This window comes from Priestia koreensis (genome assembly GCF_022646885.1).
GTDB classification, from domain to species: Bacteria; Bacillota; Bacilli; order Bacillales; family Bacillaceae_H; genus Bacillus_AG; species Bacillus_AG koreensis_A.
Genome location: NZ_CP061868.1, coordinates 3,265,482 through 3,278,159 on the forward strand (window position 1 = coordinate 3,265,482; position 12,678 = coordinate 3,278,159).

General features: G+C 40.6%; 15 protein-coding genes. All 15 read right to left on the reverse strand.

Features of this window, described 5'->3' with window-relative positions; genetic code table 11:
• Positions 1–31: 31 nt before the first annotated feature.
• Positions 32–397 carry a TIGR02530 family flagellar biosynthesis protein gene (locus tag IE339_RS17180; RefSeq protein ID WP_242169518.1) on the reverse strand — a complete coding sequence of 122 codons (366 nt, stop codon included), beginning with the start codon at positions 395–397 and terminating at the stop codon, positions 32–34.
• Between the two features lie 17 nt (positions 398–414).
• Positions 415–1,053, reverse strand: coding sequence for a flagellar hook assembly protein FlgD (flgD, locus tag IE339_RS17185; RefSeq protein WP_242169520.1), 639 nt, complete (start codon positions 1,051–1,053; stop codon positions 415–417).
• Positions 1,054–1,062: 9 nt separating this feature from the next.
• A complete protein-coding gene (locus tag IE339_RS17190) occupies positions 1,063–2,526 on the reverse strand; it encodes a flagellar hook-length control protein FliK (protein ID WP_242169522.1) in 1,464 nt (487 codons plus the stop codon).
• Positions 2,527–2,544: 18 nt separating this feature from the next.
• Positions 2,545–3,159: a MotE family protein gene (locus IE339_RS17195; protein WP_242169524.1), complete on the reverse strand. Its 615-nt coding sequence runs from the start codon at positions 3,157–3,159 to the stop codon at positions 2,545–2,547.
• An 8-nt stretch (positions 3,160–3,167) separates the two neighbouring features.
• Positions 3,168–3,611: a flagellar export protein FliJ gene (gene fliJ, locus IE339_RS17200; RefSeq protein ID WP_242169526.1), complete on the reverse strand. Its 444-nt coding sequence runs from the start codon at positions 3,609–3,611 to the stop codon at positions 3,168–3,170.
• Positions 3,612–3,613: 2 nt separating this feature from the next.
• Positions 3,614–4,936 carry a flagellar protein export ATPase FliI gene (fliI, locus tag IE339_RS17205; protein WP_242169528.1) on the reverse strand — a complete coding sequence of 441 codons (1,323 nt, stop codon included), beginning with the start codon at positions 4,934–4,936 and terminating at the stop codon, positions 3,614–3,616.
• Complete coding sequence (fliH, locus tag IE339_RS17210) at positions 4,926–5,699, reverse strand: flagellar assembly protein FliH (protein ID WP_242169530.1); 774 nt, start codon at positions 5,697–5,699, stop codon at positions 4,926–4,928. Before fliH ends, fliI begins: the two co-directional genes overlap by 11 nt.
• Positions 5,692–6,711 (reverse strand): flagellar motor switch protein FliG, encoded by a 1,020-nt coding sequence (gene fliG / locus IE339_RS17215; protein WP_053401707.1) that lies wholly within the window; start codon positions 6,709–6,711, stop codon positions 5,692–5,694. The genes fliH and fliG overlap by 8 nt, the downstream gene beginning before the upstream one ends.
• A gap of 12 nt (positions 6,712–6,723) precedes the next feature.
• Entirely contained in the window at positions 6,724–8,310 is a 1,587-nt protein-coding gene (fliF, locus tag IE339_RS17220; protein WP_242169531.1) for a flagellar basal-body MS-ring/collar protein FliF, read from the reverse strand.
• Between the two features lie 76 nt (positions 8,311–8,386).
• Entirely contained in the window at positions 8,387–8,650 is a 264-nt protein-coding gene (gene fliE, locus IE339_RS17225) for a flagellar hook-basal body complex protein FliE (RefSeq protein ID WP_277933983.1), read from the reverse strand.
• Between the two features lie 47 nt (positions 8,651–8,697).
• Positions 8,698–9,153, reverse strand: a complete 456-nt coding sequence (gene flgC / locus IE339_RS17230) for a flagellar basal body rod protein FlgC (RefSeq protein ID WP_242169534.1) — start codon at positions 9,151–9,153, stop codon at positions 8,698–8,700.
• A 2-nt stretch (positions 9,154–9,155) separates the two neighbouring features.
• A complete protein-coding gene (gene flgB, locus IE339_RS17235) occupies positions 9,156–9,551 on the reverse strand; it encodes a flagellar basal body rod protein FlgB (protein WP_242169537.1) in 396 nt (131 codons plus the stop codon).
• A 349-nt stretch (positions 9,552–9,900) separates the two neighbouring features.
• The gene (codY, locus tag IE339_RS17240) at positions 9,901–10,680 is read right to left on the reverse strand and encodes a GTP-sensing pleiotropic transcriptional regulator CodY (protein ID WP_242169539.1); all 780 of its coding nucleotides are present in this window, start codon (positions 10,678–10,680) and stop codon (positions 9,901–9,903) included.
• A 36-nt stretch (positions 10,681–10,716) separates the two neighbouring features.
• On the reverse strand, positions 10,717–12,114 hold the full coding sequence (gene hslU / locus IE339_RS17245; protein ID WP_242169542.1) for an ATP-dependent protease ATPase subunit HslU: 1,398 nt from the start codon (positions 12,112–12,114) through the stop codon (positions 10,717–10,719).
• A 16-nt stretch (positions 12,115–12,130) separates the two neighbouring features.
• Positions 12,131–12,673, reverse strand: a complete 543-nt coding sequence (gene hslV, locus IE339_RS17250; RefSeq protein WP_053401713.1) for an ATP-dependent protease subunit HslV — start codon at positions 12,671–12,673, stop codon at positions 12,131–12,133.
• Positions 12,674–12,678: the final 5 nt, after the last annotated feature.

Sequence of the window (12,678 nt, forward strand, 5' to 3'; positions counted from 1 at the left end):
AGTCCGTGCTTTCCTTTACAAGGTCCAGCAATTAGTCGATGACAATTGTTCCATTAATATTAGTAAATATTTGAGAAGACGCCTCTTTACGTTCCATCGCCGTTATAACGGCATGATTTTTCGTGCTAACAATGAGGGCTGCGTTCTTCATTAAAACTAATGAATCGTTAATGCCCATTTTTTTCGCTTCTGCCATCTTTTTTTCAAGAAGCTGCCACTCTTCGGGCTGAATTTGAATATTGCGCGCTTGAATGCGCTGATCGGCGTGCTTGCTAATTTTTACTGGTTGAACCACTAACTCTAGCTCTTCTTTAAAAGATGAAGTGGCTACTTTTTTTGTCTGAGCTGTCAGATATGCAGGCGGTGTGTGAAACGGTCTAATGAAAGGCTTTTCCACTTCCACATCACCCTTCCTTATCCACTGATTTTTATGATTTGAGCGGCCGTGAACGTTGTATTAGCACCGTCGTTTATGTGAAAAGATGCCTTTCCACCTTGAAACGATACAGACCCTACGACAGCGGTATGCTCTTCATTAGCACTGTCTTTCCACGTAACGGTTTTTCCAATAAGCTGACTCGCTTGCATCATATACGATTCGTCTGCTTTTTCATTAATTTGCGTAATGTCATTCCCACTAATTTGCTCTCCGTTCATGAGCTGAAAAACAACGCCGCTACTCGTATATTGAATGCCCTCGATGACGCCCGTTCCTTTTGTCTTATTCGTCGTTCCATCGTCGTTTTTCGTCACTTTTTCATAGGCGATTTCTGAGCCAATAAACTGCTGATATTGAATGAGTGCGATTTGATCCTGCTGCTCAGCAAATTTATCAAATGATTTGCTCATGTTCGTAATCTGTTCGAGCGTTGAAAAAGTCGCCATTTGGGCAATAAAATCTTTATCCTCCATTGGACTTGTTGGGTCTTGATTACGAAGCTGGGTAATGAGAATTTTCAAGAAATCATCTTTGCCTAGCGCACTATTTCCGGTCTTAGGAGTTTGTTTTTGGTAATTTGATAGATAAGATGTTGGATCAATCGTATTTGCCACGTTTATCACCTACACTTTCGTATTTAAAAGAGCCTCCTGAAAAGTCGATCCGAACTCTTCTAGAACTGATTCCTCTTCTTGCTGAGGTTCACTTTGCTGACGCTTTTCTTCCTGTGAAGGATTCTGCCCCTCTTTAAATGTCTGGTCTGAAGTAAACGGCTGGAATTGCTGCTGTACTTCTAGTTTATCGACTGCTAGGTGCTGATGTTGAAACGTTTGCTTTAATGCTTGAAGCTGAGATTCAATTAACTCTTTTGCTTCAGATGTTGATGTCAGAATGCGTGCAACCAGCTGATCATTATGCTTCACCAGCTCAATCTGCAAATTCCCGAGATGTTCAGGGTTCAATTTAATTAACAAGCGTGAAGACGAGCCGTTCGTTGTTAACGCACCTTTGGATAAAATTGCTTCAAAGTTTTTTATGAACTCTGCATCTGTTCCCTCACTTTTAGTGGTAGTTGCTCCAACGTGAAGAACGAGCTGTTGCACTTTGCTCATGTCCCCTTGCACAATAGGCGTTTCGCTTACATCATTTTTGGTCTCACTAGCTGATACGTTCGTCACGATTGTTGGCATACGAAACGACTTGGATAAAAGCTTATTTTGTAGTACTTGATTCGAATTAACCGGGCTACTTGGCATCATCTTTTCTTCAAGCACTTTTGTGGCGCTTGAGACTTGTTCTTGCCATGTTTTAAGACCTAAATTTTTCGGGTAAAGCTCTTTTAGCGCCCCTTGGCTTTGCTGCGTAGTGCCAGTGGTTGGAGATTGATTAAGCGATTGCGCTGTTATTTTCCCTAACAATTGCTGAGCTTCTTGTGGTGTTTCGATCATTTTCATAACGGAATAGAGAGCAATTACTTCTCGCTTCTGATCTGTTGAAAGCGTAGCTCCGTTTCCATTCATCCAGTCCTTAACTTCTCCCTGTAAGATATTGAGCATTTCCTTAGGGTCTTTGGATTCTGTAAACGTGCGTAAAACGTTCAATACGTTTTTAATAACTTCTTTATCATTTAATGAACTAAGCTTTTGCTCAATCTTTGACCATACTTCTTTTGTACCGTCTGGCTGTGAAAAAAGCGCACTAATCATTTGTAATAAGGCTGCACTATCAGTTGGTGATACAAGTGATTCATCTTCCACGGGTTCATTTTTCAATGCCTCTAAAAATTGAGCGAGCTCTTGCTGATCTTTTCCGCTATTTGCAACTTGTTGTTTTTCTGTTAAAGAACCCATATTTAATCCCTCTGTGACGGCATCATTAAGCACTTGAGAAGGGACTTCTACTACCTGACCTGAGTGACTCATAAATCCTTTTATTGCTTTGGCTAGTGCGTCCGTTTTTCCACCTTGCTCCGAAGACGTGGCATTTAATAACAGCCCTTGAAATAGATTAGAAGGTGCTTTTGACGTGTCGTTTGAACTTCCAATTTGTCCAGTTGTCAAAAAGGACATTGTTCCATTAATCTCCATGCACTCACCTCCTCCTTATTATGAAGTTGAAGAAGCCAATAAATTAACATACTTAGCGGCAACAGCAGGATCCATTTTTTCTAAAATGGAAGCAAGCTGAGTGCTATCTAATTTTTTCATTAAGGTCAGCGCCTGTTGCTGATCCAGCTGTGCAAAAATAAGGGCAGCTTTTTTAGGTGTAATACCTTGAAATGTACTCAAAAGCTTTTGATCATCAGCTGAAGATTTTTGACCAGCTTTTGCCGCATCTTCTTTCTCTTGCTGCAATTTTTCAATCTGTGCCTTCAGCTGCTGGATGGTTGTATCTTTTTGATCGCTTTCCTTCTGTACCTTTGTCATTTTCTTGTTCTGATTATCTAACGTTTTTTTTAAGCGATCCATTTCCTTCTGTTGCTCTGCTCCTGGAAGCTGTGCTGCAGATTCACCTTTATTATCGACCACTTTATTTAAAATCGGAGTATTTTGAGCAATTTCTCCAATTTTTTTATTCACGTCCACACCCGCAACAATCAAGATAATATACATAATGACTAACGTAAAAATAGCAGGGATCAAAAAGACGAAGAAAAAGAGCTGAACTTTACTCGTTTTGGTACTTTCCTCTTCCACGGCCTGTGATTTTTTCTTGCTCATCTCGTCACCTATTTTTCTTTCAACATATATTGTTGCAGTGATATTTCATCCATTTGCTTTGCTTCTGTTGACTTTTGAATTTCTTGATAAAGATGAAAATCGTTTGCCTTCATTTTTTCGTATTTCTTCATTTCGATATTTTTTTCTTGCAGTAAAAACTGTTTCGTTTGCATGTATTGCCTTGCTGAAATGACTTCTTTTTGTAAGCCTTCTATTAATCGTTCGGTGCGTTCTAAAAAAGCCTGCACTTGTTTCAGTTCGGTGATGGACATGCCGTTCATCATTTTCCGGTTGTATGCCTCAATTTGCTGTTCTTTGTGCTTCAGGGCGTCGTACAGACGTTGTCCAACCGTTTCAAATCGTTCTACCGCTTCATTGTATTCGTTTAGAATTCGCTCTTTTTCATTTTCTTTAATCGACATAATTTTGGAAAATTTAAATTGATACACCATAGTTACTCACCCTTTCCAGCAATACTAGTCAACTGCTCAACGCTCGTCTGAATGGAAATACGTTCATCCGTACCTTGCTTCAAAAAAGACATAATGGCCGGATAGTAGTTTATGGCTTCATCAATTTCTCTTGAGGATCCTTTTTTATAGGCTCCTATATTAATAAGGTCTTCTGAATTAATATACGTGGCGAGCAAATCTCGTAAACGATCAGCGTTTTGTCTATGCTCGGTTGTGACGATTTGATTCATCACTCGACTAATGCTTTTTAATACATTAATAGCGGGATACTGTCCTTTATTCGCGAGTGCTCTGTCTAACACAATATGTCCATCAATAATTCCTCTGACCGTATCGGCAATCGGTTCATTAAAATCATCGCCGTCTACTAAGACCGTATAAAAGGCGGTAATAGAGCCGTGCTGATTGGTTCCGGTACGTTCAAGAAGGCGTGGCAGAATGGAAAAGACAGAAGGCGTGTATCCTTTTGTCGTAGGCGGCTCTCCGATGGCTAGCCCTACTTCCCTCTGAGCCATTGCTACCCTCGTAACAGAATCCATCATAAACATGACGTTTAGGCCGCGGTCACGGAAATATTCAGCAATTGCTGTAGCCGTATAGGCACCTTTGATACGCAAAAGGGCAGGCTGATCAGAAGTCGCCACAATGACGATTGATCGCTTTAACCCTTCAGGACCTAAATCTTTTTCGATAAACTCACGCACTTCTCGTCCACGTTCTCCGATAAGCGCAATGACGTTTAAATCCGCAGTCGTATTACGTGCGATCATTCCCATAAGCGTACTTTTTCCAACACCACTTCCTGCAAAAATACCAATCCGTTGTCCTCTACCAACAGTTAGTAGACTATCTATTGTACGCACCCCTACTTCTAATGGTTCATCAATAGGTGGTCTCTCAAGAGGATTTGGAGGGTTCTGATCGGTTAACACCGGCGTCATTCCAACCGGAAGTTCTTTTCCATCCAACGAATTCCCGAGAGAATCAAGAACATGACCAATTAAATCCGGCCCTACTTTTACTTGTAGAGGTTTAGAAGTAGCCTCTACAATACAGCCCGGGGCAATATCACGAACAGACGTGTAAGGCATAAGCAGCACAAATTCCTCCTTAAACCCTACTACTTCCGCTGATATACGTTGTTGTTTATTCTCTCTAGCACCGACATAGATATAGCACAAATCCCCAATGGATGCGGCAGGGCCTCTTGATTCAATCATAAGCCCTACTACCCTAGTGACTTTTCCGTAGCGCTTAAACGAAGATAGATAGGGAATTTCACTGATTAATTGTTCAACCTTCATTTCCTTCAACATCCTTTAAAAGTTCCATCAGTTGCTGCTTTAACTCCTTTAATTGCACATCGATACTAATATCAATTTTTCCGAAAGAAGATTCAATATAGCAAGCCTCTGCCTGAAGGTCATCGCTTGGGTATAAGAATAGACTGGCTTCACCCGCTAAAAGCACTGTTAATTCGTCTTTTCGTTCTAGCACAAGCGGATAGTAATCTGGTGATAAATAGACTTGGATATTTTTATGATCGCGAACCTCTTTAACCGCTTTTTTTACAACAGATGAAAAGATATCAGGATTTAATTCAAGCTGCTGTGCCAAAATCTTTTCCGCAAGTGCAAATCCTAAATTCAAAATCACTTCTTCAGAGGATTCCAAATATCGATTATATTCTGCCTTTGTTTGATCCACGATCTCCCTCGCCTGTTGAATGAGTTGCTGATACTGCTCGATCCCCGCCTGCTTTCCTTCTTCTACACCTAGCTGAAAGCCTTCCTCTCGTGCCTGCTCTACGAAACGACTGCGCTCCTCAAGCCATTGTTCCTTCTCTTGCTCGATGGCGTGACGACTTGTAGCCATATAATTCTCTGCTTGTGCTCGTAGCATTTCTGCTTGCTCAGCCGCTTGTTGAAGCATAACCCCAGATGAAGAATGCTCGCTCTGCTCATCTTCTTCTAACGTTGCATCTTGATAGGAATGAAACGAACGAATTTCAATGGTTCTTTTTGCAACATTTTCGTTTGTTTGATTATGCTTAATTACGTTAGACAATAATATCATCTCCACCGCCGCGGGCTACCATAATTTCCCCGCTGTCCTCTAAACGTCTAATAACACCCACAATACGTGACTGCGCCTCTTCGACATCTTTCAAGCGAACCGGTCCCATAAACTCCATTTCTTCTTGGAATGTTTGAACCATACGCTGTGACATATTGCGGAAAATAACAGATTTGACCTCTTCGCTTGCTACCTTTAAGCTCAGCAGCAGGTCTTCATTTTCGATGTCACGAATGACGCGTTGAATGGCTCGATTGTCAAGGGTGACAATGTCTTCAAATACAAACATTCGCTTCTTAATTTCTTCTGCCAGCTCTGGATCTTGAATTTCAAGCGTATCTAAAATAAGCTTTTCTGTTGTACGATCCACTCCGCTTAACACTTCAACGACCGCTTCAACTCCACCCGTCTGCGTGTAATCTTGGGTAACAGTTGTGGAGAGCTTTCGTTCCAGAATTTGCTCAATTTCGTTAATGACTTCTGGTGCAGTACTACTCATCGTCGCAATACGTCTTGCAATATCTGCCTGACGCTCTTGAGGAAGCGATGATAAAATCATCCCCGCCTGCGCAGGATCTAAATAGGACAGGACGAGTGCAATTGTTTGCGGATGCTCATTTTGAATAAAATTCAAGATTTGCATCGGATCTGCTTTTCTAGCAAAATCAAATGGCTTTACTTGTAAAGAAGAAGTAAGTCGATTTAGAATCATTGATGCTTGCTCGGCTCCAAGTGCCTTCTCTAAAATAGTTTTAGCGTATCCGACTCCACCTTGAGCAATATAGTCCTGCGCTAGGGCTATTTGCTCAAACTCTTCTATAATATCTTCTTTTACATCGGTTTCTACTTTTCGCATGCTTGAGATCTCGAGCGTTAATCGCTCAATTTCTTCTTCGCTTAAGTGCTTGTAAACAGAGGCTGAGACGTCAGGCCCAAGCGATATAAGTAAAATAGCCGCCTTTTGCCTGCCCGTCAGCTCTCCTTTTTTCTCTAATTTAGCCAATGCTTTCCCCCCCTAATCCTCAGCGAGCCATGTTCGCAACAATTTCGCAAATTCTTCAGGATTATCCTTGGCTAATTGCTCAAGCTTTTTACGGCGCTGCTGTTCTGTGGAAAGGACTCGGTCAAGAGTTGGAGAAAACTCTTCAACGATTTCCTCTTCATTTTCAATATATTCTGTTTCTCTATTTTTTCTTCTTCTAAACAATAAAAATAGTAATAATAGGATAATGACTACTAGCGATCCGCCTACAATATACATCCAGAGTGGAATAGTTGCGTTTGTAGAAGCGGCAGTAGCTTGTTTGCCATTAAATTTTTGGACGGAAAGCGCAATTTTACTGTCCACCTGGGCATTTGTTAAAGCAGGAGTGCCTGGGTCCTGCTGAATACTTGTGCGAATAATCGTTCCTAGGATTTGTTGAATATCTTGAATGCTCTGCTGTGACAATGAAGATGGATTATTTGGCTTAGGTGGTTCGACCATTACCTGTATACCAATGTCCTTTACTTTATAAGGACTTTCCACGATTTTTTTATGAATCCGATTTACATCATAATTCAGTCGCTCTTCGGTTTTTTCATAGTCCCCATCATCACTCGTGGTAGTAGAAGTGTAATTTGATACGTCACTTTGACCGGTACCAGCTGTTCCACCATTTTTAGCACCTTTTCCCGTATACGTTTCCGTAATACGTTCTGCGCTTACAGCAAGCCCCTGCATTTTTGTTTTATCGACTGGCTCCACAAGTTGTTCATCACGATTTTCTTTTGTGAAATCCAAGTCTGTTGAAACAGAAACGATAACTTTGTCATTCCCCATCATCGTTCCTAGCATTGTTTGAACTTGGCGCTGTAAATCACGTTCAATTTGCTTTTTAATTTCGTTTTGCGCCATAAACGTGCCATAGCTTGATGAATCTTCGTCCTTTTTTAGGTCAAAATACTCAAAATATTGATTCGTAATGACGATATTGTCAGTAGGAAGGTTCGGAACACTTTTGGATACCAAATGATAAAGTGCTTTTATCTGCTTGTCGTCGAACTCGTATCCTGGTTTTGTGTTTAACACCACAGATGCTGATGCTTCGCTTCCTTTGTCATTTGCAAATACGCTCTCTTGCGGAAGGGTAATCATGACCTTTGCATCATTAACGCCGCTAATTCCCTTAATCAAGTTCGCTATTTCAGTCTGCATTGAAGCCACTTTTAACACATTAAACTCGTTGTCGGTCATTCCAAAGCTTGCATTTTGGCTAAAGAATGAATAATCAATTGTGCCACTTTTCGGAATACCTTGTGCAGCAAGCTCCACTTTTAGCGTATCAACCTGATCGCTGGGCACTGAGATCGTCTGACCGTCCTGAGAAATTTCAGAAGGCACGCCTCTTGAGTCAAGCTCTGATTTAATTTGCCCTGTCTCTTGTGCCGACAAATTACTATAAAGTGGGACATAGCTGACTCTCGTTGTAAATATATAAATGGCGGCAATCGCGACAATGAGTGCAACAAGCCCCCCTATTAGAAAGCCTTTTTGCTTTTTTGATTTGTTCGTCCAGTATTCAGTGATTTTTTGTCTATATTTCAACAGTCGTTCGTTCATTCTACTCCTCCGGTTATTATTTCTTTCTACTTTTATCTTTTAATAACCGTTAAACGCGAATCGCATAATTCATTCATTATACTTGCATGCGCATAACTTCTTGGTAAGCTTCAATCATTTTGTTACGAACTTCTACAGCTGTTTGTAGGGTAATGCTAGCCTTTTGAGAAGTAATCATCACCTCATGTAGATCGATATCTTCTCCGTTCACGAGCTTTTGTGTGGCTTGATCAGCTGCTACTTGTGATTGATTAACAGAATCAATCGCCTCTTTTAAAAGGGTACCAAAGCTTTCACTCCCGCTATTTTTCATAGGCGTATTCGTTTGAGCTGGAAGCATTTGAAAAGGCGATTGTGCTGCAACAGAATTAATCAATGAAATTCCTCCTATTTACCGATTTCTAAAGCTTTTAACAGCATTCCTTTTGTAGCATTTACCACTGTTACATTTGCTTCGTATGAGCGTGTAGAGCTCATCAGATCTACCGTTTCTTTCAGCGGATCTACGTTCGGCATTTTGACGTACCCTTGCGCATCCGCATCGGGGTGCGTCGGATCATAGACAAGCTTGAATGGCGTTTGATCTTCTACAATCTTTGATGCCTTTACTCCCTCGCCTATACTATTCTGCTTCCCACCTAAAAATTTGTTAAACACGGAATGAAAGGAATCACTACTCGTTTGAACCTCAACCATTTTACGTTTATATGGCTCCCATTTACCGTTCACAAGCTTTGCTCTTGTCGTATCAGCATTTGCCATATTCGATGAAATCACGTCCATTCGAAGGCGCTGTGTTGTCAAAGCAGAGGATGATATATTCAAACTGTCAAACATCGACATAATTATCTTCCGCCTCCTATCACCATTTTCATTGAGCTAAACTTTCCACTTAATCGATCAGACAAGGCCTGATAATAAATTTGATTTTTAGCAAGCTCTGACATTTCCAAATCCATATCAACACTGTTGCCATTTTGTTGATAATCATTTGCACGGCTTACAATTGCAGAGTTAGAAAAAGAGGATGAAGGAGTAAATTCAAAATGTCTCGGGTTCGTGCGATGAGCTTTTAGCGATTCATTTAAGGCACGATCTAGCTCACCTTTAAACGATACGTTTTTCGCTTTGTAGTTCGGTGTATCCACGTTTGCAATGTTATCAGCGATCGTTTTTTGCTTTAGTGAAGAATAGTTTAGCCCTTGTTCTAGAGCATCAAATGTTGTTGAAAATAACTTCACGAAAATCCCTCATTTGTAAAGTATTGTTGTTTTGACAAAATTCGACTTGCCTTGCTATCTAACATTTTAGGGAAGGTTTATGGAAATGTCTATGTTTTTTAGGTTTTTTTTACATACTTCACTACTTTAAACCTATATTTCTGACAAAATTATGAAGACATTTCGACGTATTATAGACTTATTTAAGTACCATTTGTAACAAATTTCTTTGATGTTAGGTAATCTGTTATCGTGACATTTTTCACACAAAACCACTTCTAAAAGTATACTTCCTAGACGAGAATGTATGACTATTGTACGAGGAAAAATCCATAAAAAAAAGCGCTACTCATAGCGCTTTTTTTATGGATTAATTTGATTTTAATTTCGCAAGTTCAACAAGGAATTTGTCATTTAGGACTTTAATGTATGTCCCTTTCATTCCTAGAGAGCGAGACTCAATAACACCAGCACTTTCAAGCTTACGAAGAGCATTTACGATGACAGAACGTGTAATCCCTACGCGATCTGCAATTTTACTTGCCACAAGAAGGCCTTCATTGCCGTTAAGCTCTTCAAAAATGTGCTCAATTGCTTCAAGCTCACTGTATGATAATGAACTGATGGCCATTTGAACAACCGCTTTGCTTCTTGCCTCTTCTTCAATCTCTTCTGCTTTTTCACGTAAGATTTCCATTCCTACTACTGTAGCACCGTACTCAGCAAGAATTAAATCATCATCATGGAACTTCTCATCTAGACGAGCTAAGATAAGTGTACCTAGGCGCTCTCCCCCACCAATGATTGGCACGATCGTTGTTAAACCTGATTTGAAAAGCTCTTTGTTTTCAATAGGGAAAGCCGTATATTCGCTTTCTACATCAAGGTTTGAAGATGTTTCGTTAATGCTGAAAAGGTTTTTCGTATATTCTTCTGGAAAACGACGCTCTTCTAACATATCTTTCATACGTTGGTTTTCGATTTGTTGTTTAATCGCAATTCCTAGTAGCTTACCGCGACGGCTCACTACGAATGTATTAGCCTCGATAACTTCACCTAACGTTTCAGCCATTTCTTTAAAGTTTACTGGTTTACCAGCTGCCTTTTGCAGCATTGCATTAATCTTTCTTGTTTTTGTTAATAAATCCATTATTGTGCCTCCTGATAAGATCTCTCTCTAAATGTGTTACAAAATAAATTGACTTAAATCTTTATTACGCGCAACTTCTCCTAGCTTTTCTTCTACATACTGAGGAGTAATTGTGATTTTTTCCATCGTAACGTCCGGCGCTTCAAACGACAGATCTTCCAACAGACGCTCCATAATTGTGTGCAGACGGCGTGCGCCAATATTATCCGTATCTTGGTTCACATGAAATGCCACTTCTGCAATCTTACGTATAGCATCGTCAGAAAATTCAATTTGTATACCTTCTGTTTCCAATAACGCCTGATATTGCTTTAAAAGGGCATTATCTGGTTCAACAAGGATGCGAACAAAGTCATCAACCGTCAACTTCGTTAACTCCACGCGGATTGGGAAACGGCCCTGCAATTCAGGAATTAAATCTGACGGCTTTGAGACGTGAAACGCCCCTGCTGCAACGAATAATACATGATCTGTTTTGACCGATCCGTACTTTGTTACTACCGTTGATCCTTCAACAATTGGTAAAATGTCGCGTTGCACACCTTCACGTGAAACTTCCGCTGAGCCATTACCATTGCCTTTACTTGCAATTTTATCAATTTCATCGATAAAGATGATGCCATACTGCTCAGCGCGCTGAATGGCCTCTTGTGTTACTTCGTCCATATCAATTAATTTCTGCGCTTCTTCGTTCGTTAACACTTTCCGCGCTTCTTTTACAGTCAATTTACGCTTTTTCGTCTTCTTCGGCATTAAACCACCTAATGCGTCTTGAAGATTCATGCCCATCTGTTCCATACCCGTTCCTTGCAACATATCAAACATTTGCGGCTGTTGCTCCTGTACATCAACCGTTACATAGTGATCTTCTAACTCTCCTAATGCGAGCTGATGGGCAACTTGCTTGCGCTTTGTTCGAATCGTATCATCTTCTGATTCTGACTCAGAGCTTTCAGAAGGATTGTTGCCAGGGAAGAGCATTTCGAATGGGTTTTTAAAAGACTGTTGCTTTTTCAACGATGGAACAAGTAATTCCACTAATCGCTTGTTTGCTTGTTCTTTCGCTTTTTCTTGTACTGCTTCCATTTTCTCTTCTTTTACAAGACGGATGGACGTTTCCATTAAATCACGAACCATTGATTCGACATCGCGCCCTACGTAGCCCACCTCAGTAAACTTAGTGGCTTCTACTTTAATAAACGGCGCACCGACAAGCTTAGCAAGTCTTCTCGCAATTTCCGTTTTTCCGACACCCGTTGGGCCAATCATTAGAATGTTTTTAGGCACCACTTCATCACGCAGCTGCTCGCCTAATAAGCCTCTACGATAGCGATTACGAAGAGCAACAGCAACTGCTTTTTTAGCTTTTGTTTGACCGACAATATACTGATCCAGCTTTTCAACAATTTGACGAGGGGTTAAATGAGTATTCATTATGAACTCTCCTTTCCTACAACTCTTCTACGATAATATTTCCATTTGTATAAACACAAATATCACTTGCAATGTCTAGAGCTGCTTTTGCAATCTCACGTGCTGTTAAATGATCTCCTGCATGATGCTTTAGAGCACGACCTGCAGAAAGGGCATAGTTCCCACCTGAACCAATTGCTAAAATACCGTCATCAGGCTCAATCACTTCACCCGTTCCGGAAATTAACAGAATAACGTCTTTATTCATTACAATGAGCATGGCTTCTAATTTTCGAAGAACTTTATCACTTCTCCATTGTTTTGCCAGTTCTACCGCTGCACGTTGAAGGTTGCCGTTGTATTCCTCAAGCTTTCCTTCGAACATTTCAAATAGCGTAAATGCATCCGCTACGGAACCTGCAAAACCTGCCAACACTTTTCCTTGATAAAGTCGTCTAACTTTTCGGGCTGTATGCTTCATCACAACAGCATTACCGAACGTTACCTGTCCGTCACCAGCCATCGCGCAGTTCCCTTTATGTTGAACCGCAAAAATCGTTGTTGCATGAAAGGTTGACATAATAA